This window comes from Arthrobacter sp. Y3221159 (assembly GCF_059089885.1).
This window is the reverse complement of the sequence record NZ_JBNHFC010000003.1, coordinates 88,767-112,585: the sequence shown is the minus strand read 5'-3', so window position 1 is coordinate 112,585 and position 23,819 is coordinate 88,767. Positions and strand designations below refer to the sequence as shown.

23 protein-coding genes are annotated in these 23,819 nt (G+C 66.8%); 12 read left to right on the top strand and 11 right to left on the bottom strand.

What is annotated here, in order from left to right; genetic code table 11:
* Positions 1-123: 123 nt before the first annotated feature.
* On the top strand, positions 124-855 hold the full coding sequence (locus tag AC5RT3_RS04625; RefSeq protein ID WP_494123616.1) for a queuosine precursor transporter: 732 nt from the start codon (positions 124-126) through the stop codon (positions 853-855).
* Positions 856-953: 98 nt separating this feature from the next.
* Here the strand turns inward: AC5RT3_RS04625 and AC5RT3_RS04620 are convergent, their stop codons facing one another.
* The 6 genes from AC5RT3_RS04620 to AC5RT3_RS04595 all read right to left on the bottom strand — a co-directional run bounded on the left by AC5RT3_RS04620 (position 954) and on the right by AC5RT3_RS04595 (position 6,713).
* Positions 954-1,892, bottom strand: coding sequence for a type IV toxin-antitoxin system AbiEi family antitoxin domain-containing protein (locus AC5RT3_RS04620; RefSeq protein WP_494123615.1), 939 nt, complete (start codon positions 1,890-1,892; stop codon positions 954-956).
* A 166-nt stretch (positions 1,893-2,058) separates the two neighbouring features.
* Positions 2,059-3,375, bottom strand: a complete 1,317-nt coding sequence (gene tgt, locus AC5RT3_RS04615) for a tRNA guanosine(34) transglycosylase Tgt (RefSeq protein WP_494123614.1) — start codon at positions 3,373-3,375, stop codon at positions 2,059-2,061.
* A 124-nt stretch (positions 3,376-3,499) separates the two neighbouring features.
* On the bottom strand, positions 3,500-4,228 hold the full coding sequence (locus AC5RT3_RS04610; protein WP_494052076.1) for an SRPBCC family protein: 729 nt from the start codon (positions 4,226-4,228) through the stop codon (positions 3,500-3,502).
* A gap of 48 nt (positions 4,229-4,276) precedes the next feature.
* Complete coding sequence (locus tag AC5RT3_RS04605) at positions 4,277-5,338, bottom strand: DUF6707 family protein (RefSeq protein WP_494052075.1); 1,062 nt, start codon at positions 5,336-5,338, stop codon at positions 4,277-4,279.
* Positions 5,339-5,426: 88 nt separating this feature from the next.
* Positions 5,427-5,966: an NUDIX hydrolase family protein gene (locus AC5RT3_RS04600; protein WP_459793545.1), complete on the bottom strand. Its 540-nt coding sequence runs from the start codon at positions 5,964-5,966 to the stop codon at positions 5,427-5,429.
* 9 nt (positions 5,967-5,975) lie between these two features.
* A complete protein-coding gene (locus tag AC5RT3_RS04595; protein ID WP_494052200.1) occupies positions 5,976-6,713 on the bottom strand; it encodes a VOC family protein in 738 nt (245 codons plus the stop codon).
* Between the two features lie 108 nt (positions 6,714-6,821).
* On the opposite strand from AC5RT3_RS04595, the gene AC5RT3_RS04590 reads away from it, so the two are divergent.
* Positions 6,822-7,424 (top strand): YdeI/OmpD-associated family protein, encoded by a 603-nt coding sequence (locus AC5RT3_RS04590; RefSeq protein WP_494052074.1) that lies wholly within the window; start codon positions 6,822-6,824, stop codon positions 7,422-7,424.
* 208 nt (positions 7,425-7,632) lie between these two features.
* Positions 7,633-9,630 (top strand): glycoside hydrolase family 32 protein, encoded by a 1,998-nt coding sequence (locus AC5RT3_RS04585; protein ID WP_494123613.1) that lies wholly within the window; start codon positions 7,633-7,635, stop codon positions 9,628-9,630.
* Here the strand turns inward: AC5RT3_RS04585 and AC5RT3_RS04580 are convergent.
* Positions 9,627-10,862: a glycoside hydrolase family 76 protein gene (locus AC5RT3_RS04580; protein ID WP_494123612.1), complete on the bottom strand. Its 1,236-nt coding sequence runs from the start codon at positions 10,860-10,862 to the stop codon at positions 9,627-9,629. The genes AC5RT3_RS04585 and AC5RT3_RS04580 overlap by 4 nt on opposite strands.
* A 138-nt stretch (positions 10,863-11,000) precedes the next feature.
* On the opposite strand from AC5RT3_RS04580, the gene AC5RT3_RS04575 reads away from it, so the two are divergent.
* Both AC5RT3_RS04575 and AC5RT3_RS04570 read left to right on the top strand, forming a co-directional pair.
* On the top strand, positions 11,001-11,861 hold the full coding sequence (locus AC5RT3_RS04575) for an SDR family NAD(P)-dependent oxidoreductase (RefSeq protein WP_494052071.1): 861 nt from the start codon (positions 11,001-11,003) through the stop codon (positions 11,859-11,861).
* Entirely contained in the window at positions 11,858-13,069 is a 1,212-nt protein-coding gene (locus AC5RT3_RS04570) for an acyl-CoA dehydrogenase family protein (protein WP_494123611.1), read from the top strand. Before AC5RT3_RS04575 ends, AC5RT3_RS04570 begins: the two co-directional genes overlap by 4 nt.
* Here the strand turns inward: AC5RT3_RS04570 and AC5RT3_RS04565 are convergent.
* Positions 13,066-13,908, bottom strand: a complete 843-nt coding sequence (locus AC5RT3_RS04565; protein WP_494123610.1) for a DUF1684 domain-containing protein — start codon at positions 13,906-13,908, stop codon at positions 13,066-13,068. The two genes, AC5RT3_RS04570 and AC5RT3_RS04565, sit on opposite strands and share 4 nt — an antisense overlap.
* Positions 13,909-14,080: 172 nt before the next feature.
* On the opposite strand from AC5RT3_RS04565, the gene AC5RT3_RS04560 reads away from it, so the two are divergent.
* From AC5RT3_RS04560 to AC5RT3_RS04545, 4 genes are all read left to right on the top strand, one after another.
* Complete coding sequence (locus tag AC5RT3_RS04560) at positions 14,081-14,770, top strand: NADPH-dependent F420 reductase (RefSeq protein ID WP_494103848.1); 690 nt, start codon at positions 14,081-14,083, stop codon at positions 14,768-14,770.
* A gap of 5 nt (positions 14,771-14,775) precedes the next feature.
* On the top strand, positions 14,776-15,321 hold the full coding sequence (locus AC5RT3_RS04555; RefSeq protein ID WP_494123609.1) for a hypothetical protein: 546 nt from the start codon (positions 14,776-14,778) through the stop codon (positions 15,319-15,321).
* A 113-nt stretch (positions 15,322-15,434) separates the two neighbouring features.
* Complete coding sequence (gene ppc, locus AC5RT3_RS04550; RefSeq protein WP_494123608.1) at positions 15,435-18,245, top strand: phosphoenolpyruvate carboxylase; 2,811 nt, start codon at positions 15,435-15,437, stop codon at positions 18,243-18,245.
* Positions 18,246-18,397: 152 nt separating this feature from the next.
* Entirely contained in the window at positions 18,398-18,703 is a 306-nt protein-coding gene (locus AC5RT3_RS04545) for a hypothetical protein (protein ID WP_494010806.1), read from the top strand.
* An 18-nt stretch (positions 18,704-18,721) separates the two neighbouring features.
* Here the strand turns inward: AC5RT3_RS04545 and AC5RT3_RS04540 are convergent, their stop codons facing one another.
* The 3 genes from AC5RT3_RS04540 to AC5RT3_RS04530 form a co-directional block, all read right to left on the bottom strand.
* Entirely contained in the window at positions 18,722-19,339 is a 618-nt protein-coding gene (locus AC5RT3_RS04540) for a DedA family protein (RefSeq protein WP_494052065.1), read from the bottom strand.
* 238 nt (positions 19,340-19,577) lie between these two features.
* Positions 19,578-20,291 carry an AfsR/SARP family transcriptional regulator gene (locus AC5RT3_RS04535; RefSeq protein ID WP_494010804.1) on the bottom strand — a complete coding sequence of 238 codons (714 nt, stop codon included), beginning with the start codon at positions 20,289-20,291 and terminating at the stop codon, positions 19,578-19,580.
* Between the two features lie 186 nt (positions 20,292-20,477).
* Positions 20,478-20,681, bottom strand: coding sequence for a hypothetical protein (locus tag AC5RT3_RS04530; RefSeq protein ID WP_494123607.1), 204 nt, complete (start codon positions 20,679-20,681; stop codon positions 20,478-20,480).
* Between the two features lie 210 nt (positions 20,682-20,891).
* Here AC5RT3_RS04530 and AC5RT3_RS04525 point away from each other — a divergent pair, with 210 nt between their 5' ends.
* The 3 genes from AC5RT3_RS04525 to AC5RT3_RS04515 all read left to right on the top strand — a co-directional run bounded on the left by AC5RT3_RS04525 (position 20,892) and on the right by AC5RT3_RS04515 (position 23,783).
* Positions 20,892-21,095, top strand: a complete 204-nt coding sequence (locus AC5RT3_RS04525; protein WP_494010802.1) for a hypothetical protein — start codon at positions 20,892-20,894, stop codon at positions 21,093-21,095.
* A 59-nt stretch (positions 21,096-21,154) separates the two neighbouring features.
* Entirely contained in the window at positions 21,155-21,355 is a 201-nt protein-coding gene (locus tag AC5RT3_RS04520; RefSeq protein WP_494123606.1) for a hypothetical protein, read from the top strand.
* Between the two features lie 85 nt (positions 21,356-21,440).
* Positions 21,441-23,783, top strand: coding sequence for a MinD/ParA family ATP-binding protein (locus AC5RT3_RS04515; RefSeq protein WP_494123605.1), 2,343 nt, complete (start codon positions 21,441-21,443; stop codon positions 23,781-23,783).
* The last annotated feature ends 36 nt before the right edge of the window (positions 23,784-23,819 follow it).

Genomic DNA, 23,819 nt, shown 5'->3' with positions numbered 1-23,819 from the left:
CGGAGGGTAAGTTCCGCTCGAACCCGCACGCGTGCAGGTGGGAGAATAAGGCGACAGTGCTAATACAGCCGGTGTCCCACCTGCTTTCAGACGCCGAGCGAACCACTACGAAACGGACTTCCCATGCCATCTGCCTCCGGCCAGAATGCCCTGCCCGAAACCTCCGCCGCTTCAGGCGCCGCGCGCTTCGCCTCCATCGGGTCCCCGTACTTCGGGATCATGCTGGCAATCATGGCGGTGGTGCTGATCCTGTCCAACATCGGCGCCTCCAAAGGGGTGCTCCTGGGGCCGATCATCACGGACGGCGGCTTCTTCCTCTTCCCGCTGGCGTACATCCTCGGCGATGTCATCAGCGAGGTCTACGGCTTCAGGGTGGCGCGGAAAGCCATCGTCACCACGTTTGCGCTCTCGGTGTTCGCCTCGCTTTGCTACTGGGTGATCATCGCCCTTCCCGGATTCGACGACGACTTCGGCGCCTCCAAGCAGGCCGCCCTTGAGGGTGCCTTGGGTCCGGTGCCGCAGATCGTGCTGGCCTCGCTGCTGGCGTTCCTTGCCGGCCAGACCATCAACTCGTGGATCCTGGTGCGGATGAAGGCCCGTACGGGGGAGAAGTCCCTCTGGGCCCGGATCATGGGCTCCTCGGTGGCGGGCGAGTTCGTGGACACCTTGATCTTCTGCAGCATCGCAGCGTCGGTCATCGGAATCACCGACTTCGGAATGTTCGTGAATTACGTGGTGGCGGGCTTCGTGTACAAGACCCTGGTGGAGTTCATCCTGGTCCCGGTCACATCGCTGGTGATCGGCTGGATCAAGAAGCGGGAACCCAGCTACGGGGCGGCCAAGATCGTCGCGTAAGCCCTCCGCCCCCTGATTCGGCGAAGTCGCCGGAACGCGCCCAGCCCGCCGGGCGGCTCCGGCGGGCTCGTGGCAATCCGGCGATTTCGACGACGGGGCTATCGCCGGAGCGCGGTCAGGATCCGGACTTTGAACTCCTGCTCGCGAAAGAGGTCTTGCCATTTCACGCGCACGAATTTCCAGCCGTCCTCCGTCAGGGCATTCTCCCGCTGCCGCTCCAGGAACAACACATCGGCCGTCGGCTTGTAATCGAAGTACTTGGTTTTTCCGTCAAATTCGAGGGCAACCTTCTTCTCCTTCCACGCGAAGTCCAGACGGTACCGGCCTGCCCGGGTACTGACCTCAACCTGCGGTTCGGGAGCAGGCAGTTTCAGACGGGAAATGAGTTCGCGGGTAAGCGTTTCACCAGGCGATTCGGACCTAGGATCGGCGTTGGCCAGTGCCTTACGGAGGTTCCTTATACCGCGGCGCCCATGGAATCCCTCTGCCATGCCATGGATTAGCGACAGATCCGCGCCTAGCCTCAGGGCGTGATCCATGAGCACCAGGGCCTGCTGATAGTTCAACATCATCGCGCAGTCCACCACGGTCCGTTCGAGCGACGTGACCCGCAGATTCTCCATGACCGTAACGTCGGCGTCCGTGTAAGGCATGGTGTGCCCGCGGACATCTGGACCGAGGCGTTCGCTGGAAGGCTGGACCCGCAGCAGGATATGGACCACATCGCTGACGTTCCAGAGGAATAAACGGTGGAGTCGCGCGGCCGATGTGTGGCTGTAGACATAGTCTCCCGAGGACGTCGTGAGCGTTCCGTGCGCGTGGGCGTAGATCAACTGCAGGCTGCGCAGCGGGGCCGACTGCCTGTCCCACAGCTCTCCGCGGATGTAGCAGCCATAACGAAGCCGGACCAGCTTCCCGTGTTTTAGTAATAGTTTGATGGTTCGCGAATTGAGGCCCTTTTCGTGCAACTGGGCCGTGCGCCACATGTTTCCGGTGCTCGGAAGCGCAGGAAGCGGGACTGGCTGGGACTGCATCATCCATCCAGACTGCTGGGCCGTGGCTGGTTCTGGCAGGCGCCGTGGTCGCCATGTGGAAAACCCTGCTCGCTGGAACGGATCCAGGTCGCCGGAGCGCTCCAGCGGAATGGCAGCGTTCCGGCGATCTCTATGCGGGGAACCGTCGAAACGGCTTCTGCTAGCGGGGCTAGGAGTAGTACCGGGCCAGGGTTTCGGCCTTGAAGTCGAAGAACGTCCCGGCCTCGATCGCGAGCCGGGCGTCGTCCACCATCTTCACCACGAACCGCTCGTTATGGATGGAAATCAGGGTGGCGGACAGCATCTCCTTGGCCTTGAACAGGTGGTGGATGTACGCCCGGGAGTAATGGGTGCAGGCATAGCAGTCGCAGCCCTCCTGCAGCGGCCCGAAGTCGCGCTTGTATTTTGCCCCGGACAGGTTGAACCTCCCGTGCGGGGTGTAGAAAGCGGAGTTCCGCGCAACCCGGGTGGGGGAGACGCAGTCGAAGGTGTCGGCGCCGTTCTCAATGGCGGTGAAAATGTCGTCCGGCTCGGAAATGCCCAGCAGGTGGCGCGGCTTGTCCTCCGGCAGTTCCTCGTTGCACCACCGGACGATAGTGCCCAAGTTCTCCTTCTCCAGGGCACCGCCAATCCCGTACCCGTCAAACGGCATGGCGCCCAGGTCCCGGCAGGCCTTGCGGCGCAGGTCCTCGTACTGCGCGCCCTGGATGACGCCGAACAGGGCCTGGTACGGCTTCCCCTCCCGTTCGGTGGTGAGCCGGAAGTGCTCGTCGATGCAGCGCAGCGCCCACAGCCGGGTCCGTTCCAGGGACTCCTCCTGGTAGCCGCGGGAGTTCTGCAGCGTGGTCAGCTCGTCGAAGGCGAACATGATGTCCGCACCGATTTGGTGCTGGACCTGCATGGAGATTTCGGGGGAGAACCGGTGCCGGTCCCCGTTCAGGTGCGACTTGAACCAGACGCCGTCGTCGTCAATATGGGCGAGCCGCTCCTTGCCGGGTGCCACGGCGTCGTCCGGCCCCGAGGCGTCCACCGACTTCATGTCAATGACCTTCTTGAACCCTGAGCCGAGGCTCATCACTTGGAACCCGCCGGAGTCCGTGAAGGTGGGCCCGGGCCAGTTCATGAAGGCGCCAAGCCCGCCGGCCTCGTCCAGGATGTCAGCACCGGGCTGCAGGTAGAGGTGGTAGGCGTTGGCCAGCAGCGCCTGCGCCCCGAGGTCCGCCATGGATTCCGGCAGCACCGCCTTGACCGTGGCCTTGGTTCCGACGGCGATGAAGGCTGGCGTCTGGATCTCGCCGTGGGGAGTGGTGATGGTGCCGGTGCGGCCCAGGAATTCGCCGCCGTTGTCCGCCACCTGGGCGGCAGTGGGCGGGCAGGATTCAGCGAGCCGGGTGCCCACGGTGAAGGAAAACCCGGACTGCTCCGGCAGGTGTACGGGGGGCTGCGCGGAGGCCGCAGATGGAGCGGAACTGGGGTTGGCTGGCACCGTACCAGTGTGCCAGCAATCGGTACAGCGCCAGCAATCGGTACAGCGCCAGCAATCAGCGGGGGCGCCGGCAATCCATGCAGCGCCAGCAGTTAGTAGGGCGCCGGAAAACCAGCCAGGCCCGTCAGCTCACCGGCTCGGACGCGGAGTAGTTTTCGGCCCGCCAGGAGTCCCAGGACGAACGGATGGAATCAAGCTTTGCAGCTCCAAGGTCATAGGTGGAGACGATGACCATGGACCCTTCACCCTCCTCACGCACGTCCTTGATGGCGGGATGGTCCGCCACCACCAGGAGCCCCTCGCCGTGTTCCGCGTAGTTGTGGACGGTGAGCCCCACCTGGTGGCTGGTGCGGTACCAGACCTTGCCGCTGATTTCTTCCCCGGTGCCCAGGCGCAGCTGGTATGGCTCACCGGGTGCCGGCAGGTCCGTCAGCCCGAGCTTTTCGATCGCCGACCCCTGGCCCTCGGTCAGATGCAGGAATAGGGTGTGGCGCTTGCCGTGCGGGTGGCGTTCCAGCGCGAACCGGAGCTGCTGCAGGAACGTTAGCCAGCCTTGGGTGATGTCCTCGTCCCAGGCCGCCCACTCCGAGTTGTGGTCCAGCGCCCCGCGCGTCACGCTGACCTGGGTGCCGCCCGGAACGGGATGGAGCTCGAACGTGTCGCCGCCGTGCACGGTCAGGCTGGTGTGGTCCGGGGCTTCTTCCACGTCGCCGGAAAAGTAGATCTCCTTGATTTCGGCATCCAGGTCCTCGGCCTGCCAGCCGTGCCATTGGGCCACCTTGGACGGTTCACGCAGCATGGTCCAGACCTGCGGTGCATCGGCGTTGATCACTACGCTGAGATTGTTCGTCATAGCCCCGAATGTACAACTCCGGCCCGGCCCCGGGTAGGGGCAATTTGCTCAGGAGCGGACGGCCTCAAGTTCGTTGCTGATCCGTCGCTCCAGCTCGCCCATGCCGATGGTCTCGGACCCGCCGTGCGCCCTCAGGAACAGCAGGGATTCGAGCCGGAGCAGCCGCCATTCCCGCTCGGCGTCGTGGTTCGAGTTGTCGATGGACCGGAAAATTTCCTTGTCGTACAGGTTGGGCTCGTTGAGCGAGCGCTGCCGGACTTTGGCCGCCATCCGTGCCTTGAACGGGTCCGTTTCATGGCTTTCGGGCGTCCGGATCAGTTTTTCGTAGACCGCTGCCCGCTCATTCTGGCCGTCCTGCCGGCAGATGTAGCTGGCCAGTGCCAGGGAGGCCTCCACCGATGTCCAGCGCCCGGGGTTTCCGTCGTACGGGAGGACGGTGAGGAGGTCGGCAACCGCCAGCGCGCCCTCGGCATCCTTGAGGGTGACGAACAGTTCGTGCGCGAGGTCGCTGAGGTCCTTCAGGCAGCTGCCGGACTTCAAATTGATGCCTTTGGACAACCGGTCGGTCAGCAACTGGACTCCGGTGGCGTCCGGATGCGCATGCGCGGCGGCTTCCACGACGGACTCGGGGGTGCCGTCCGGGGCCGGGATCAGTGCGAGCTCTTCTTCGCTGGGAACATTGGCGGCCGGCGGAACCGGCGGCAGGGGAGGCACGACGACGGCGGGCGCCGCAGACGTGATTGCCGCCTCGCCGCCGGGCTGCTCCTGCCCGGCTTCAGCCCGGTGCGCCAGCCCGGCCTGTGGACCTGGTTCTTCCGCGGGCGCATCCTCCCTCGGCGCGGCGGCCAGCGAAAGGTGCGTGGCGCCGTCGGACGCTGTGGCGGAACCTGGCTCGATGGTGGTGACGGTGGCGCCCACGGCAATCCGCAGGGTTCCGCCGCCGGCAAGGCTTGCGAGCACCAGCGCGGGAGACCCGAAATCGTCCCGTTCCAGCTCAACCGCCTGGATCTCCGCCGTCCGTTCACCGTCGGGCAGGAGGATGAGGCTGCCGGTGGTCAGGGATCCAGCCTGCAGCTCACGATGGTTCCGGGCGGCTGGTGTTTCGGTCATGGGAGTCCTTAAGTTCTCTTGCGGTCCGCCGTCCAGTCTACAAAGGCGGGCGGCTTATTCGCGGGACCCCCAGGTTCCGGCGGGGTTGTCAGGAGCCGACGCCGGCGAATGCCAGGGCCTGGCGGATCAGGCCGCCGCGGCCGCCGGAAAACTCCATCTGGACGCCGGGGCTGAGGACTTCCTCGGGGGTCATCCAGGTCAGTTCCAGGGCATCCTGGCGCGGCTCGCATTCTCCGGTCACGGGAATGACGTAGGCCAGCGATACGGCGTGTTGCCGGTCATCGGTGAAGCCGGTCTGGGACGGGGCCGGGAAGTATTCGGCCACCGTGAAGGGGACCGGGCTGATGGGCAGCTGCGGGAACGCCAGCGGCCCGAGGTCCTTTTCCATGTGCCGGAGGAGGGCGGCGCGGATGGTTTCGCGGTAGATGACGCGGCCGGACACCAGGGAGCGGACCATGGTCCCGTCCTCGTCGGCCTGCAGCAAGGTGCCCACTTCGTTCACGTAGCCCAGCGGATCCAGCCTGACCGGCACGGCCTCCACGTACACCATGGGCAGCCGCCCGCGCGCCTCAAAGAGGTCTTCTTCGGAGAGCCAGCCGGGATTCGGGTCAGGTGTGCGCACGTTCATGGTCTATTTCTACCCCATGGGACGGTGCTGGGAGATCCAGACTGTCGCGGGCACGGAGGGCGCGCCGGGCCCGGCCGCGTCCGGGTTGGCCACATGGAGGGTGCTCCCGAAAGCCTCCTCGGTGAGGCTTGCCTCAAGTCCAGCGGCGGTGAGCCGGTCCCGCAGCGGGGCCAGGCCGCCGTCGTACTCGAAGCCCAGTCCGGACCGCGGCGGCCCGGACGCCGGGCGCACCAGGAGGACTCCGCCGTTCTTCGCGGTGAAGTCCGCGGTTTCGTCGTTGTCCGGCACCGGCCGCGGCCGGGCGCCGATGTGCTGCAGGGTGCGGGCGGCGGCGTCGGCCTCCTCCGTGAACCAGACCCCGACGACGGCGAGCGCCGGGTCCGCGCCCGAGTCACCATCGACGGTGGCGGCTTTGTCCGCCAGGAAGGTGAACCCGTCAGGCGCCGTGATCCGGCAGGCTTCGCCGTGGGATTCGGTGACCAGCTCGGCGGGTGTTGCTCCGTCGTCCTGGGCCGCGAGGTTGGTGCGGCGGGCGAACTCGGCCAGGTCGCCGGCTTCCACTGCCAGCGCCGTGGTCCCGTCTTCCGCAGCCCCCTGGGGAACCTCGTGCAGGGCCAGCCTGCCGGCACCGGCGTCGTAGACGCGGAAGCCGCCGTCGCCCTCCGTCAGGACCAGGCCCAGGGTGGTCAGCAGCCGGTCCCAGGACTCGATGTTGGACGTGTAATGCAGGGGGCGGACGCGAAGCATCGGTTTGTCCTTCATCTCGGCAACAGTGCGATGAGCCCCATGATGCCACGGGCGGGGCGCGAAGGGGATGGGGCTTGTGCGCCGGCAAAGCACGGGCAGAATAGGCGCATGGCCATCGAACTCGAGGAACTGCTGGTGCCCGATGCTGCCGCCTGGCGGAGCTGGCTGGAGGCGAACCACGGGAGCAGTCCCGGAGTGTGGCTGGTGCTGCACAAGAAGGGCGGGCAGGTCACCGAACTCGACTACGCCGCGGCCCTCGATGAGGCGCTGTGCTTCGGCTGGATCGACGGCCAGGCCCGGCGCCGGGATGACGAAAGCTCCTACCAGCGGATGACGCCGCGCGGTCCCCGCAGTGCATGGTCGGCCCGGAACGTCACGTACGTGGCGCGCCTGGAGGAAGCGGGAAAAATGACCGACGTCGGCCGGGCCGCCGTCGACGCCGCGAAGGCCGACGGACGGTGGGACAAGGCATACGCGGGGCAGGCGACGGCGGAAGTCCCCGCGGACCTGGCGGCTGCCATCGCCGCCGTTCCGGCAGCCCAGGCCATGTTCGATGTCCTCACCAGGACCAACCGGTTCGCCCTGATCCACCGGACGAACTCGGTGAAGCAGCCTGCCACCCGTGAGCGCAAAATCGCGGGTTTCGTGGAAATGCTGGCCCGGGGCGAGGCCCCGTACCCGCAGAAGCAGCGCCCAGGCGGAGCCGGGTAAACCCTTATTGGGTTTTTGTCCAGAAATGGTGACTTCCAGTGCCCGAAGGGCCGCATATCTGGACAAAAGCTCCTCCCTTAGGGAGGGATGTGCGCGACACGATTGGGGTTCCGGATAACGAACCGGTAACATTAATGGCTCACTTGCACTGGTGCCGTTCCCCGAGCCGGGGGACGGCACTTGCGCGTTCAGCGACGGATTGAATTTCATGCCCCGACATACCCTCGGACCGGTACTTCCCGCCCTCAAACGCTTCGCCGCCAACCGCCGCCTCCTGGTGTGGACGGCAGCTGCCGCGGCTGTCCTCGTCCTGGCAGTCTCGCTGGTGCTCGCCGGCAACGCCAGGCCTGGCCCTGCCGCCACTGCCGGACGCGTGCTTGACGCGGTGGCGGCCGCCCAGGCCGCTGCCATGGACCGCAACGGCGGCTATGCCTCCCTGTGGCTCAAGGGCAATGATGCGACCCTGGCTGAACGCGGTGGGGCCGTTCCAGCAGAAGGCGCCGAGGATGTCCGCGCCATCGAGTGCGGGACAGGGTGGCTGGCGGGTGTCCGCGTGGAAGGCAAGGTTTTCCTGCGGAGCAGCGCGGCCTCCGATCAGGTGGAAGAGGACGCTGAGGCAGTCCGGCTCCCCGAGTGCATCAGCCCGGAAGCCCGGGATGCCCTGCTCATAGACCTGGGCGCCGGCAAGTCCTGGCCGAAACCGGACACTTCGGCACTCGAGGCGCCGGCGGAGGACCCCGGGTTCCGTCCCGCCTACCACCTGACGCCGGACCAGCGCTGGATGAATGACCCCCAGCGGCCGTTCTTCCTGGACGGGCTCTGGCACTACTACTACCTCTACAACGTGGACTACCCCGAGGGGAACGGCACCGAGTGGTTCCACGCCACCAGCACGGACCTGGTGCACTGGAACAACGAGGGCGTGGCAATCGAGAAGTTCCGCAACGGCCTCGGGGACATTGAAACGGGGTCCGCCGTGGTGGATACGGAGGGCACCGCGGGCTTTGGCAAAGGGGCCGTGATCGCCGTCCTCACCCAGCAGCATGACGGCGTCCAGCGGCAGTCGCTGTTCTACTCCACGGACAACGGCTACAGCTTCCAGAACTACGAACAGAATCCGGTCATGGAGAACCCCGGCGCCGAGCACTGGCGGGATCCACGGATCGTGCGGGATGAGGCCAACAACCAGTGGCTGATGCTGCTCGCCGAGGGCCACAAAATCGGCTTCTACACGTCCACGGACCTCAAGGACTGGACCTACGTATCCGCGTTTGAGCGGGACGGCCTCGGCATCCTGGAATGCCCGGACTTCTTCCAGATGGACGTGGACGGCGACCCCGCCAAGCGCACCTGGGTGCTGGCCGCCAGCGCCAACGGCGCGGACGAGGGCCGGACCACCGGCCTGGCGTACTGGACCGGCGACTTTGACGGGAAGGGCTTCGCACCGGACGGAGGGCACCAGTGGCTCGACGGCGGATCGGACTTCTACGCTGCCGTCACCTGGGACGATCCGCGCCTGACGGACGGGCAGCGCAAGGCCTCCCGGCACGCCATCGGCTGGATGAACAACTGGGCCTACGCCCGTAACCTGCCCACGGACAACTGGTTCGGGGCGGCCTCCGTGGTGCGTGACCTCCGGCTGGAGTCCGACGGCGGCCGCCCGGCCCTGGTGTCCACACCCACCTCCGCGCTGCGGTCGCTGGAAGGCGAAGCGGCGCAGGTGCCGGCCGGGCCCCTGGCGGAGGAATCCGCGCTGGCCGTACCGGAGAGCGGCGCCTACAAGGCCGAGCTCGAATTTGAGCGGCCTGCAGACCACACTGGAGAGGCGCGGATGCTCCTGCAAAGCGGCGGCAGGACCTACGCCACCGTGGGCTACGACTTTGCCAGCGGCAAGGCCTTCGTGGTCCGGGACGATGCCGTGTCCGCAACCATCAAGGACAGGGACGACCTGCCGGCGGGCAAGGGCGCGGTGGATCCCGTGTACCGCGACGTGCGGGCGGTTGAAGGTCCTTCCACCGGCGACACTGTCCGCCTCACCGTCTACGTTGACCGCTCCTCCGTGGAAGTGTTCGTGGACGGCGGCCGGCAGACCCTGACGTCGCTGGTGTTCCCGCCCGACGGCGCGAAGGAAGCGCGGCTGGCAGCCGAAGGCGGGCAGGTGTCACTCAAGGGCGGTTCCGTGACGCCGCTGGCTGGGATCCGCTAGGAACCGGGGATGGCTGCAGCAGCCTCCAGCGTCATCCAGGCCTGCAGTTGGGTGGAAAGCTCGACGGCGGCGCCCGGCGGATACGTCTGCTCCGCCGGCCGTGCGGCATGCATGGAGAAGACGCTCCGGCCCGGACGGCTGCCGGGCGCTGCTCCGGCGTCCAGCGTGCGCCGTCCGTCCCATAACGCCTGGGCGGTGTCCGTCACCAGGCGCGCCGCCGTTGCGCGGGCAGCCTCCGGAAGCCTGCTGTCGGTGGCGGCCAGGGTCAGGTAGCGGCAGAGGATCCCGGTGAACAAGCCGCCGTCGCCCGTCCCTTCGCAGTGCAGCACCGTGCGGGGTCGGGCGTCGCCCGCATCCAGGGCCGGCACGGTGAGGTGCCGGTCCACGGCGTCCACCAGTTCCGCCGCCCGGGCAAGGTTGGCATCGCCGCCCAGTTCCAGGAGGGCGCCCAGCACGGGCCCCTGGTTGTAGGTGTAGACAGCCCGGTCCACCGTCACGTTCCCGACGGCATCAAGCCGGGCGCCGTCGAGGTACAGGCGCTGCTCCGGGTCGAAGAGGGTGCGGTCCAGCCAGTCGAGCAGTGACTGTGCCTTGGCGCGCTGCCCGGTGCGGGCGTAAAAGAGCGCTACCGGAGCCGTTGCGGGCGTGTTCTTGAAGTCCCGTTTCTTGCTCCAGAACACCCCGCCGCCCAGGTCATCCGTGCTCGCGGCGTCAAACTGCAGCACCAGGGTTTCGCGGACCCTGGCATTGCGGCGGCGGCCCGGCTTCCGTGTCTCCTCGGCGAGGGCCTCCAGGCGGAGCGTCGCCAAGGCCAGCCAGGCCATGTCGTCGTAGTAGTTGTTGACGAAGGTGAATGCGTTGCGCAGCCGGATCCCGGTCACCAGCCTGGAAGCGAGTTGCCCGGCGCTGGGGTTGCCCGGGCCGTTGAACCGTGCCGCCGGTGTTGCCCCGCTGCCCAGTTCCCGCCGGCCGGTGTCCACCAGGCAGTCCACGTAATGGGCCTGCCACCAGTAGTGCCACGGGCTGGCCAGGGCGGCGCCGGAGGCCAGTCGCCGCAGGACAGGCCGCCAGGCAGGGCCCGACTGTACGGGCGGCCGGGGGTTCCATGCCACGACGGCCAGGTGCGTGCCTGGCAGGAAGAGCAGTTTCCGGCCGAATAGCGCCGTGATGGACCGTGCGGCATGGGTGGCGCGGTCCTGCCAGGCCGAACCAGCGGTATCGCGGGAGGTCATGGGTTCCACCCTAACGGGGCGCGCACGGACCGGGCGGGAACGGCCGGTGGTGCGCACCGACCGGCTCTTCAGTTAACATTCACTAACTGATACGCTGCGGCTGCACCCGCGGTTGAGGGGCCACATCAAGGAGGATGGATGGACATTGCAGGCAGCGTCGCGCTCGTCACCGGAGGTGCGTCCGGCCTTGGTGCCGCCACCGTCCGCACCCTGTTCGACGCCGGCGCCTCCGTGGTGATCCTTGACCTACCGTCTTCCGCCGGGGCCGCCCTCGCGGACGAATTGAACAAGACTGCTGCCACAGCCGACGCCGGGCAAGCCAGGCCAGCCCCCGGCGGCCCTGGCGGCTCTGGCGGCTTGGGCGGCACCCGGAAATCCGCCGTCTTCGCCCCCGCGGACGTGACCAGCGAAGCGGAGGTGCAGGCCGCCGTCGACGCCGCCGGCCGGCTCGGGCCGCTGCGGATCGTGGTGAACTGCGCAGGAATCGCCACTCCCGGCAAGGTGCTGGGGCGTGAGGGAATCCTGCCGCTGGAGGCGTTCAACCGCGTTGTCCAGGTCAACCTGCTGGGAACCTTCAACGTCCTGCGCCTGGCCGCCGCAGCCATGGTGGCCACCGAGCCCGCCGTCACCGAACTGGGCGGTCCAGAGCGGGGTGTCATCATCAACACCGCCTCGGTGGCGGCGTTCGAAGGCCAGATCGGCCAGCCGGCCTACGCTGCGTCCAAGGGTGCGGTGGCCGCGATGACCCTGCCCATCGCCCGGGAACTGGCGCGCTCGCTGGTGCGGGTGGTCACCATCGCACCCGGAATCTTCGAAACCCCGATGATGGCCGGCCTGCCGCAGGAGGCGCAGGACTCCCTGGGCGCGCAGGTTCCGCATCCGTCCCGGCTTGGCCGGCCGCAGGAATACGCCCGGCTGGTGGCCCATATTGTCGACAACGCGATGCTCAACGGTGAGACCATCCGCCTGGACGGTGCTATCCGGATGGGTCCCAAGTGACCGCCCCCGCAGGAGGCAAGGTGGACCTGCCCGCAGCCGACTTCTTCGACGTCGAGTCCCTGCTGAGCCGGCCGGAACGGGACAAGCTGGCCGAGTTGCGGGCGTTCCTGTCCGCCGAAGTCGCGCCGTATGCCGTGGACTGGTGGAACAAGGCAGAATTTCCCGCCCACATCCTGCCCAAACTGGCCGCCCTCGAACTGAGCACGCCGGCCCAGCGCGGCTACAGCAACCTGTTCGCGGGACTGGTCATCGCGGAGATCACTCGCGTGGATACGTCCCTCGCCACGTTCTTCCTGGTCCACCACGACCTCTTCGTCGAGTCCCTCTACGCGTTCGGCAGCCAGCAACAGCAGCAGCGCCTGCTCTCCGATGCATCAAACCTGCGCATCACAGGTGCCTTCGCCCTCACCGAGCCGGAGCACGGCTCGGACGTTGCGGGCGGGATGGAAACCCGTGCCCGGCGGATATCGTCAACAACCGGCAGGACCGACGGCGGCGGGGACACCTGGGTGCTGAACGGCGCCAAGCGCTGGATCGGCAACGGGACGTTCTGCGACTACATGCTGGTGTGGGCTCGGGATGAGGCAGACGGGGCCGTCCGCGGCTTCATCGTGGACGCCACCCTGCCCGGAATCAGCCGGACCAGGATCGAGAACAAGATTGCGCTGCGGACGGTGCAGAACGCGGACATCGTGTTCAAGGACGTCCGGGTGGCCGAATCGGACCGGTTCGCCGCCATCAGCAGCTTCGACGACACCAAGGAACTCCTCCGCAGCTCGCGCATCATGGTGGCGTGGCAGACCGTGGGGCAGCAGCTGGCCGCGTTCGACGTCGCCCGTCAGTACGCCGTCGAACGGCACCAGTTCGGCCGCCCGCTGGCGCAGTTCCAGCTCATCCAGCAGCAACTGGTCACCATGTTGGGCAACGCCGTGGCCAGCATGGGGATGATGGCGGGGCTCGCCCGGCTGCAGGACCAAGGTGCCGCGAACATGGCCCAGGTTGCCCTGGCGAAGTCCTACCTCAGTGCCCGGATGCGCGAAACCGTGGCCCTGGGACGGTCCATCCTGGGCGGCAACGGCATTGTCACGGACTACCAGATGGCGAAAATCTTCTCTGATGCCGAGGCCATCTACACATATGAAGGCTCGTTCGAGATCAACACCCTGATCGCCGGCCGCGCGGTGACCGGCATGTCCGCCATCGCCTAGGATTCCAGCAGATACGGCAGCTTCTCACCTGCCTCCACTCGGATGTCCAGGCTGTTGTTCTTCACGGGCATGGGGCAGGTGCCGTAGGGGGTGAAGGCGCTGGGGTAGTTGATGGCCCGGTTGAAGTCGAGCACCACGGAACCGTCGGGCCGCGGCCGCGGTATGGAGAGCTTGCGCCAGTCGTCCGTGGTGTCCCCGTTGGTCTCGTCATGGAACGTGACCGTCAGCGCGCCGAGTTTCTCCTCCTCTGCCTGCAGCCGGAACTCATGGGGGCTCCCGGGAAGCCGGAACACCACCTCACCAACACTCCGGTGGACGCCGTCCACCAGCGGGTTGGCGGTGGCGATGGGGACATCCACCGGCTCCGGGTAGGGCTCGAACCGGCCCGTCACCTCCCAGTCGGGGTTGTAGGCATAAGTGGGAACGCCGTCGAACCCGGAGGACACCGGGGAGTCCGAGTCCCTGGTCCGGATCGCGTACCGCCCGGCCCGCATGGCCAGCTCCACCACCACCTGGTCACCGTCCGGTCCGCCGAACCGGACCCACATCAGCGATTCCTCGTCGGCGAGCGCGGCCGTGACGGTGCCGTCCACCGGCTCCCCGGTCTCCACGAGCGTCAGGCCGTCGGCCGGCACCGCGGTGAGTGACGCCGTCGCGCCTTGGCTGGACGCGGTGCCGTCCGTTGACCAGAGGCCGGGAGCCAGTTCGACGGCGGACGGGACGTCCTCCAGCCACTGGAAGGACGTGAGTGTCAGCCAGCCGTGGCGGGCCGCCAGGGCTTTGTCGCGGTTGGCGCGGAAGCGCTGCCAGCGCTCGATGGAGGCGGTGGGGATGTCCATGGTTCCTTCCGGTTGTCTTGCCCCGGCTACAACTGCGGCATGCGCCCGTTCATTCCGGGGCAGGGGGACATTCCTGCTTGCCGCGGGCGGCGGGCGGAGTACCCTCGGAACCAGCAGTCACGCGCAAGTGCCGGGCCGTCTGGATCGGCCCGGCAAAACACAGGGAGATGACATGCGCATTGCCGTCTTTGGCACCGGAACGGTGGGACGCGCGCTGGCCGGTGCCCTGGCTGAACGGGGGCATGAGGTTACGGTGGGGACGCGGGATCCGGGCGAAACCACCTCCCGCACCGGGCCGGACCGGATGGGCAGGCCCCCTTTCAGCGAGTGGCAGGCCCGGCATCCGGATGTTGGCCTGGCGGATTTTGCCGGCGCCGCAGAGGCCGCCGAACTGGTGGTGAATGCCACCAGCGGGGCGGGGACCTTGGCGGCGCTCGGTGCCACCGGCGCCGCGCGGCTGGCCGGCAAGGTCCTGGTGGACGTGTCCAATCCGCTCGACTTCTCGCAGGGAATGCCGCCGGTCCTGAACCCGGTCAACACCGACAGCCTGGCCGAGCGGATCCAGCAGGCGTTTCCCGGCGCGCGGGTGGTGAAGACGCTCAACACCATGAACGCCGCCCTGATGGTGGATCCCGCCCGGCTGGCCGGCGGCGACCACTCGGTATTCCTGTCCGGCGACGACGCTTCGGCCAAGGAGACTGTCCGGGAACTGCTGGGGTCCTTTGGACACCGGGACATCATCGACCTCGGTGATATCACCACGGCCCGGGGAGCGGAAATGTGGCTTCCCCTCTGGCTGCGGCTTTCCGGCGTATTGGGCACGGCGTACTTCAACATAAAAGTGGTCCGCGAGGTTGAATAGGCTGCGTGGACATTCTTGCCGGAATCAACAGTGAATGGTTGAAGGCGCTGACCTGGATCGCAGCGCTGGTGTGTGGTGTTGCGGTACTGCTGTGGCGGCCGCGCCGGCCGGACCTGGCGGCGCTGGCCGCCGTCGTCACGTTTGTGGCCGCCAGCACGGGCGCGGGCATCTACGTGTTGAACCATCTGGGTGACGGCCGCTGGGGTGGAGACCAGGAAGCCCGGCTGGACCCGCCGGAGCTCTCCGGGACCCCGGTGGTGGGGGAGTTCCTGCGCCCGCTGGACGGGGCCCTGAACTCAATGGCCGACGGCGTGAACGACTTCGTGGACTTCCGGGCGGCGCTTCCCATGGCGCTGGAGTATTTCGCCGCGGCCGGCTGGGCGCTGGCCCTCCTGGTCCCGGTAGGCGCAGCGGTGCTTGCCGTGAACGCGGCGGTGTCCCGCCGTCGTAATGCGGAGGCAGCTGCCGCCCGCACGGAATTGGCGGATCTGCGCGCCGAACTGGACCGCGTGAAGCGCCACGTAGGTTACCCGGCAGATGACATTATCTGAGACAAATTGCCTTGTGGACGTGCCCTGCGGGTACCATCTTTAGCTAGTAACGTGGCTCACAGTATCCAGCGCAGTGTACGAGCCAAGTCCGAAACCCTCGAGAGATTGCTTTTATGGCTCACACTGCAACAAATCCCGAAACCGACCTTGCCGCCGAACTGAGGGCGGACGTCCGGCGTGTGTCCACGCTGCTGGGTGAATCCCTGGTCCGCCAGCACGGGCCTGAACTCCTGGACCTCGTGGAGCAGGTCCGGCTCCTCACCAAGGAGTCCAAGGAGGCAGCCCGCGGCGGCGCCGACGCCACCGGGCCCTGGAGCGCGCACGACGTCGTTGCCCAGGTCCGCGAACTCCTCGGCTCCCTGCCCATCGAGCAGGCAACCGACTTGGTCCGCGCCTTCGCGTTCTACTTCCACCTCGCCAATGCCGCCGAGCAGGTCCACCGCGTCCGCGGCCTGCGGACCCGCGCCGAGAAGGACGGCTGGCTGGCCAAGACCGTTGCCGAGATCGCCGGCCAGGCCGGGCCCGCTGTGCTCCAGGAAGTGGTCAACGGGCTGGATGTCCGGCCCATCTTCACTGCACACCCCACTGAAGCGTCCCGCCGCTCCGTGCTGGACAAGATCCGCAAGCTTTCCGACGTCCTCGCCCAGCCCACCGCCGAAGGCACCACGGCCCGCCGCCGGCAGGACCGGCAGCTGGCCGAGATCATCGACCAGATGTGGCAGACCGACGAGCTGCGCCAGGTCCGGCCCACCCCCGTTGACGAAGCCCGCAACGCCATCTACTACCTGGGCGGCATCCTCACCGACGCCATGCCCGAAATGCTCACCGAACTGGCCGAACTGCTGGGGGACCACGGCGTCACGCTTGCGTCCAAGGACGCGCCCATCCGCTTCGGTTCCTGGATCGGCGGTGACCGCGACGGCAACCCCAACGTCACCGCGGCCGTCACCCGGGAGATTCTGCAGATCCAGAACCAGCACGCCATCCGGATCAGCATCGGCATGATCGACGAGCTGATCTCCATCCTGTCCAACTCCACGGCCCTTGCCGGAGCGGACCGGGAACTGCTGGAGTCCATCGACGCCGACCTGGAGAAGCTGCCCGGCCTGGACAAGCGGGTCCTGGAACTGAACGCGCAGGAGCCGTACCGGCTGAAGCTGACCTGCATCAAGGCCAAGCTCATCAACACCGGCAAGCGGGTGGCCGCCAACTCCAACCACGAGCACGGCCGGGACTACAGCGGAACCGGCGAACTGCTGGCCGACCTTGAGCTGCTGGAACTCTCGCTCCGCAACCACTCCGCCTCCCTTGCCGCGGATGGTGCGCTTGCCCGGGTCCGCCGTGCCATCGCCTCCTTCGGCCTGCACCTGGCCACCTTGGACATCCGCGAGCACGCAGACCACCACCACGACGCCGTCGGCCAGCTGATGGACCGGATCGGCGGGCCCGGGCTCCGCTATGCCGAGCTCAGCCGCCAGGAACGCTTCGAGGTGCTGGGCTCCGAACTCGCCTCCCGCCGGCCGCTGTCCGGCCACCCGATCAAGCTCGACGGCGCCGCTGACGGCACATACGACGTCTTCCGTGAGATCCGCCGGGCCCTGCGCATGTACGGCCCGGACGTCATCGAGACCTACATCATCTCCATGACCCGCGGCGCGGACGATGTCCTGGCTGCCGCGGTTATCGCCCGCGAAGCCGGCCTGGTCAACCTGTTCGGCGACAAGCCCTACGCAAAGATCGGATTCGCGCCGCTGCTCGAGACCGTGGAGGAGCTGCGCGCCTCGGCGGAGATCATCGACCAGCTGCTCTCGGACCCGTCCTACCGTGAACTGGTGCGGCTGCGCGGCGACATCCAGGAAGTGATGCTGGGCTACTCGGACTCCAACAAGGAGTCCGGCGTGCTGACCAGCCAGTGGGAGATCCACAAGACCCAGCGCAAGCTCCGCGACGTGGCAGCCAAGCACGGGGTGCGGGTGCGCCTGTTCCACGGCCGCGGCGGCTCTGTGGGCCGCGGTGGCGGGCCCACCTACGACGCCATCCTGGCCCAGCCCAACGGCGTCCTGGAGGGCGAGATCAAGTTCACCGAACAGGGCGAAGTCATCTCGGACAAGTATTCCCTGCCGGAGCTGGCCCGGGAGAATTTGGAGCTTTCCCTGGCCGCCGTGCTGCAGGGTTCTGCCCTGCATCGGGACCCGCGTACCTCCGAGGACCAGCGGGAACGGTACGCGCACGTCATGGAGACGATCTCTGACGCCGCGTTCGACCGGTACCGGAAGCTCATTGACCACCCCGACCTGCCGGCCTACTTTATGGCGTCCACACCGGTGGAGCAGCTCGGATCCCTGAACATCGGCTCCCGCCCGTCCAAGCGTCCCGACTCCGGTGCGGGCCTGGGCGGCCTGCGGGCCATCCCGTGGGTGTTCGGCTGGACCCAGTCCCGCCAGATCGTGCCCGGCTGGTTCGGCGTCGGCTCCGGCCTGAAGGCCGCCCGGGAAGCCGGCAACGCGGCGCAGCTCGCCGAGATGATGGAGCACTGGCACTTCTTCCGGTCCGTGCTGTCCAACGTGGAAATGACCCTCGCCAAGACGGACCTGGACATCGCCGGCTATTACGTGGACACCCTGGTGCCAAAGGAACTCCACCACATCTTCCGCACCATCCGGGAGGAGTACGAACTGACTGTCGCCGAGGTGCAGAACCTCACCGGCGAGCACGTCCTGCTGGACGCCCAGCCCACGCTCAAGCGGTCCCTCGAAGTCCGCGACCAGTACCTGGACCCCATCAGCTACCTTCAGGTGGAGCTGCTGCGCCGCGTGCGGGCCGAGAGTGGAAGCATCAGCGGGGCCGAGATCGACGAACGGCTCCAGCGTGCCATGCTCATCACCGTCAACGGGGTGGCCGCCGGCCTGCGCAACACCGGCTAAACCCGCGCTCACTTCTGGCGCGTTTCCCGGCAATGCCCGCTCACTCCCAGGTCGGGGAGTGAGCGGGCGGTGCTCTTTTGGCCGCCACAACTGAGCTCGCGTCTCTCGATCCGCCGCCACAAGTGCGCGAGGGTTTGGATAGGGTGGAGGGCATGCCTTCGTTCCAGACGCGCCTGAAGATCACCGGGCTCCGGCCCGGCAACCCGCCGGAATCGGTCATGGAAACCGCCGTCGAGGTCCTCGGAACGCGCCACCACGTCGAGTCCCACCAGCTGCAGATCGCCGGCGGGGTGCCACAGCTGAACCTGCGGTTCCTCGTGGAGGCGACCGAGGACAGGGGCGAGAACCAGCAGGCGCGGGAATCGGCAGCGATGATGCGCGACGCCGTCGAACGCGTCGCCCTCACCGGCCAGCTCAGCGTGCTCCGCCGTAGCCGCGGGAAGTGGTTGCCGGTCTAGGCCCTGCCGGCAACGGCGTCAGGCCATCGGTCCTGGTTCCTCCACGGGTGACCGGTTGCCGCGGCGGCGGGTAACAATAATTCCGACGACGGCGCCGACCACCAGGCCCAGCACCACCCCGATCAGAGAGCTCGCCCAGAACGGCAGACCGGTTGCGGACCCGGTGAAGTAGCCCAGCCCCACCAGCCAGCACGCCCACAGCAGGGCACCCAGTCCCGCGCACAGGCTGAAACCCCGGACCCCGACGCTGGCGATGCCGGCTGCTGCCGAGGTGGCAAGGCGGCCGCCGGGGATGAACCTCGCGCCGATGATGGTGCCGTACGTCGATGAGCGCCCCGCCTTGGCGATCGCATCGTGGATACCGCGGTGGAGGCGGCGGCCCCACTTCCACCGGTCCAGCACGTGGCTTAACTTCCGCCGGAACAGCTGGAAGACCACCATGTCACCGATCCAGGATGCCAGCGCGGACAGGAACCCCACCAGGAAAACGTTGGTCCGGCCGTCAGCAGACAATGCCCCACCGGTGATGACCACCATTTCGGACGGAACAAGCGGAAAAATGGCATCGCCGAGGACTAAGGGGATGATCCAAAAATAGATCGCAGCCCCCCAGGTGTCAGCGCTGCCGAAGTCCATGGGCACAACGTACCGCACTTTTATCTGCTGTTGCCCAGATGCTGGCCGGCGAGGACTTACCAGTATGGCCAACGGTTCGCCAGCAGGAACCAACCGTCCCTGACCGTCATCGCGGCAAGGGAAATTGCGATGTCCAGGCCGGGCGCGGCATAGGCGCAGGCGGCAGGCGCCCGGCGGCCCGGTTGCCTGGCATCAGGTTGAATGCGTCCATGCTTTCCCCTTGCCTCTACCGACTGGTTTAGCGCGGATGGAACGCAGACAGAAGCCCGGCCAGCTGATGGGACGGCTGGACACCGAGTTCGGCCTCAAGCCGGTCGGCAACCATTGTGTAGGCGCGGACGGCCGCTGCCCGGTTCCCGGCAGCGAGGTGCGCCTGGACCAGGAGGAAGTGGGCCGATTCGCGCAGCGGTTCGATGCTCACCGCCGACAGCGCAGCGATGACGGCCCGTCCGGGTTCGTTCGCGGAGAGGTACTGACGTGCCAGGAACTCCAGCGCACTGAGCCGCAACTGCCGCAGCCGCTCCTGCTCGAACACCACCCAGTCCTCGTACCAGCCGGGCAGCAGCTCGGCCCGGCTCAGGTGGTCCAGGTAACTGTCGGGAATGTGGACTCCGGGTTGCTCCCGCAGGGTTGCCACATGCCGCTGCAGGGCTGCCACGTCCAACTGCACAGATTCGTCCAGTTCGAGGGTGGCGGCACCGGCACGGAGGAGGTGCGGGAACGAATGGGAGATGCACCATACGGTGCTCCGCAGGTTGCCGGCGGCCTGTGTTTCGCTGCTTTTCGGCCAGAGCAGCCCGGACAGGAAGCTCCGGTGCCGGCAACCCAGGAGCCCAACGCATGCGATAAGCCGCTGTTCACGGCTTGCCACCGTCATTGTCGTGTTGCCCCGCTGCAGCCGCCAAGCCCCCAGCAGGCTCAAGTGCCATTCCTGTGCCAGCGCCACTGTCATGCCGATCCCCTTCAAGCGGCGAACACTTGATCCCCCAGACACCATCGTGACATCTGCCCTGATCGTGTCAATACGGTTTAGTTACAGAGGGGGGAGGGTGCGTGACTACCTAACCGCATGACAAATGGGCCTACTTGTCACATACCAGGAAATTTGGGGAATTTAGACGCGGACGGCGGGAACGGTTCAAACCTTCGTGCTGTCTTCATCCTGTTGCAGCAGGTCAAGCCAGCGCCGTACTGCAAGCAGGATGTCATCTGCATTACCGGCAACCTCCTCCATTTCGCGGTCATTTCCCGGGCGGCTGGAAATAAGGCGGGCCCGGAGGGAGTGGTTTTGCGCTGGTTCCACCCAAGCTCGAATTACCATCGTGCCTTCTTTGTCCGCCATAAACGGGCGCCTGCTTTCCTTGGTGATGGTCTGGTTTCCCGGACAAATTACCGCCCGGTATCACCATCCTAAACGCACGATTTCGGTGCCTGCGCCATAAACCCCGGCAGCACCTATCGCAGAAACAACGCGAAAATAACGGGACAGTGACGAAGCCGTCACGGTCGCCCGCGTTGACTGATCGCGAGACGTGGAGAGGGGGTGATTGACATGACGGAACTTACAATTCAGGACCTGGATGGCCAGCAGGTGGAGCTGCTGCCCGCGAGGGAAACCCTGTATTCGTTTGGCGACACCTTCAGCCTGAACCTGGCTGCTGTTGATGCGACCAATACTTCTGCCGCATTGAACGTTGCTTCACTGTGGTCGAATGCACACAGCATCGCACTTCAGAGCGTCCACGTTAGCCAGTAGCAATTCAATGACCACTACATTCATGCCCGGGTAATGCCGGGGGAGAGGGGTAAGGTGCCATGGCGGCATCAACCGCGCTATCACCCGCGGAACTCGACGCCGAAGTTATGGAGTTGCTGCCTGAAAGGGAAACCCTGTTCTTCGACATCAATATCGCACCTGTGATCGCTGTGAATCTGTCGTTCGCGATTAACGCGGGCACGGTCAATTCCGTCGCGAACTCGGCTGCGCTCCAGGAGATTCTGGTCCTGCAACAGTAGGCCGGCTTCATCCGCATTCCGGCGGACACGCCTCAATGCCGGGGCGTGCCCGCCGCCTCAACCACTCAATGTATCGGTGGGAAATGTGACAACAACACCGGAGGCCGCTTTTAACCAGCGCTGGTCACTTGCTCCCGGAGTCAGGGTCCTGGGCCAGGTTGAAGGCTCCGGACTGAAGCAGCGCAGCTATTTGGTGCAGCGCGGGGATGGGCAAATAGTCCAGCTGTCGGAACTGTTGCACCTGGTGATGCTCGCCGTGTCGGCGGACAAACAGCTCTCGGAGGTGTCGCGGGAAATCAGCGACACCTACGGCCGGGAGTTGGACGTCAGCGGGCTCCACCACCTTCTCGTTCAGCGGCTGGCACCCATCGGGCTGGTCCAGGATGTGGCGGCAGACACCACAGGCATCCTTGGGCCTCCCACCGCGGACCCGCTGCTGTCAATCCGGCTCCGGGGGACGCTCCTTTCCGAAAAGACGGTCAACGCCCTGGCCCGGTTCCTGTCACCGCTCTATTGGCCTCCGGTGGTGGCCGTCGTGCTGGGGGTCTTGGCCGCCGTCGACATCCTGGTCATCCTCCAAGGCGACTTCCTGGCATCGCTGCAGCAGGTATTGCTGACGCCTGCACTGCTGCTCGCCCTCTTTGCAGTGCTGATGGCGGGAGCCGTGATCCACGAACTTGGCCATGCCACGGCCTGCCGGTATGGCGGTGCGCGGCCGGGGGTTATCGGCGTCGGTGTCTACATCGTCTTTCCCGCCTTCTTCACCAACGTCACCGACTCCTACCGGCTGGGCAGGGCGGGCCGGCTCCGCACCGACCTCGGGGGGCTGTACTTCAACTGCTTGTGCCTCCTCGCGTTTGGCGCTGCCTACTTGGCCACTGGGCAAGGGTTCTTCCTGCTGGCGGCCGCCCTGATGCACCTCGGGATGGTCCAGCAGCTGGTACCCACGCTGCGATTCGATGGCTACTTTGTCCTGGCCGATATCGCCGGTGTGCCGGACTTGTTCAACCGGATCCGCCCGGTTCTCGTAAGCCTGCTCCCGGGCCATCCGGCGGATCCGCGGGTCACGGAGCTGCGGCCGTTTGCCCGGCGGATCGTCACTGCCTGGGTTGTCCTGGTGGTGCCACTGCTGCTGCTGGCACTGGGCTGGATGCTGCTGAACCTGCCCCTGATCCTGGAGCAGACCGCAGTTGCCATTCGCCGGCACGCCGGCATCGCAGCCACGGCCATAGGGGCAGGGGACCCCGCCACAGCCACGCTCGCCGTTCTGTCCGTTCTCCTGCTGGCCCTGCCGGTGGCTGGCCTGGCGATCCTCCTGTACCGGCTGCTCCTGGCCATGCTCACTGTGGTCCTCCGCTTAGCCAGGCGCGTACGGGCGCCGCGGACGGTCAAGGCAGCACAACCACTCCAGAAAGGAAGCCAGGCCATGGCCATCGACCTACCCTCCGCGGCCACGCGCGCTACCGACGTCCCTCCTGCTGCAAGGCACGACGCCGTTCCCACCCTTCAGGATTTCCTCGCTCAACGGCCCGTCCCCCCGGCAGTGTCGGCCGAGGAAGGCTGGCAGGGCGCCATCCGCCGGCTCAGCGGCAGTTCCCTCAACCCTGCCCCCGGCCGCCGTGAGCGCATCCACCTGCAAGCAATCGACGACGTCCAGCGCCGGCTGGACGGACCCCGCACCGTGGTGGTGGTCAACCCCAAGGGTGGTGCGCACAAGACCACCGCAACCCTGCTCCTCGCCGCAACCCTGGGAATTCACCGCGGCGGGTACACACTCGCCTGGGACAACAACGAAACGCGCGGCACACTCGGATGGCGTGCGCCCGCAGCAGGGCACACCCGGACCGCTGTTGACCTGTTGCAGGAGGTGGACCGCTTCGAAGACCCCGTCCTGGGGCGGATCGGGGACCTCGACAGGTACGTCCGTTACCAAGGTTCGACGCAGTTTGACGTGCTGGCCTCCGACGAGGACGCTGCCGGTGCGGCCACCATCGGCGCCCGCGAATTCGACCGGCTGCATACGGCGCTGCGCCGCTTCTACCGGGTCATCATGGTGGACACCGGCAACAACATGCGCTCCTCCAACTGGGAGGCTGCGGTGGCGGCGGCGGACGAGCTGGTCATCGTCTCCACCCTCCGCGAAGACACGGTGGCCAGCGCCGTCTGGCTCACCGACGGCCTGCGCGAGCGCGGGTACCACGCCAAGATCGCCAATGCTGTGACCCTGCTCGCCGCGCCGTCCCCGCAGATTGACCGGGACCTTCACAGGAAGGCCCGCAGCCATCTCGCGGGCCTCACGAGGGACGTCCTGGATGTTCCATACGACCGGTCCCTTGTTTCGGGAGCGCGCCTGAACTACCAGGCGCTGCAGCCGGCAACCCGCGAGGCCTGGCTGCACGCCGCAGCCGCCGTGATGCGCGGCCTCTGAGCGCGATGCCTGGCCGCAGGCGCCTTTCCACCATCA

Coding starts and splice junctions, on each gene's coding strand:
- AC5RT3_RS04605 (WP_494052075.1), bottom strand. CDS start 5,338: ATGACCGAAACACCAGCCGCCCGGAACCATCGTGAGCTGCAGGCTGGA.
- AC5RT3_RS04535 (WP_494010804.1), bottom strand. CDS start 20,291: ATGACAGTGGCGCTGGCACAGGAATGGCACTTGAGCCTGCTGGGGGCT.
- AC5RT3_RS04525 (WP_494010802.1), top strand. CDS start 20,892: ATGACGGAACTTACAATTCAGGACCTGGATGGCCAGCAGGTGGAGCTG.
- AC5RT3_RS04610 (WP_494052076.1), bottom strand. CDS start 4,228: ATGACGAACAATCTCAGCGTAGTGATCAACGCCGATGCACCGCAGGTC.
- AC5RT3_RS04600 (WP_459793545.1), bottom strand. CDS start 5,966: ATGAACGTGCGCACACCTGACCCGAATCCCGGCTGGCTCTCCGAAGAA.
- AC5RT3_RS04545 (WP_494010806.1), top strand. CDS start 18,398: ATGCCTTCGTTCCAGACGCGCCTGAAGATCACCGGGCTCCGGCCCGGC.
- AC5RT3_RS04620 (WP_494123615.1), bottom strand. CDS start 1,892: ATGATGCAGTCCCAGCCAGTCCCGCTTCCTGCGCTTCCGAGCACCGGA.
- AC5RT3_RS04575 (WP_494052071.1), top strand. CDS start 11,001: ATGGACATTGCAGGCAGCGTCGCGCTCGTCACCGGAGGTGCGTCCGGC.
- AC5RT3_RS04520 (WP_494123606.1), top strand. CDS start 21,155: ATGGCGGCATCAACCGCGCTATCACCCGCGGAACTCGACGCCGAAGTT.
- AC5RT3_RS04540 (WP_494052065.1), bottom strand. CDS start 19,339: ATGGACTTCGGCAGCGCTGACACCTGGGGGGCTGCGATCTATTTTTGG.
- AC5RT3_RS04530 (WP_494123607.1), bottom strand. CDS start 20,681: ATGGCGGACAAAGAAGGCACGATGGTAATTCGAGCTTGGGTGGAACCA.
- AC5RT3_RS04580 (WP_494123612.1), bottom strand. CDS start 10,862: ATGACCTCCCGCGATACCGCTGGTTCGGCCTGGCAGGACCGCGCCACC.
- AC5RT3_RS04595 (WP_494052200.1), bottom strand. CDS start 6,713: ATGCTTCGCGTCCGCCCCCTGCATTACACGTCCAACATCGAGTCCTGG.
- AC5RT3_RS04560 (WP_494103848.1), top strand. CDS start 14,081: ATGCGCATTGCCGTCTTTGGCACCGGAACGGTGGGACGCGCGCTGGCC.
- AC5RT3_RS04585 (WP_494123613.1), top strand. CDS start 7,633: ATGCCCCGACATACCCTCGGACCGGTACTTCCCGCCCTCAAACGCTTC.
- ppc (WP_494123608.1), top strand. CDS start 15,435: ATGGCTCACACTGCAACAAATCCCGAAACCGACCTTGCCGCCGAACTG.
- AC5RT3_RS04590 (WP_494052074.1), top strand. CDS start 6,822: ATGGCCATCGAACTCGAGGAACTGCTGGTGCCCGATGCTGCCGCCTGG.
- AC5RT3_RS04565 (WP_494123610.1), bottom strand. CDS start 13,908: ATGGACATCCCCACCGCCTCCATCGAGCGCTGGCAGCGCTTCCGCGCC.
- AC5RT3_RS04625 (WP_494123616.1), top strand. CDS start 124: ATGCCATCTGCCTCCGGCCAGAATGCCCTGCCCGAAACCTCCGCCGCT.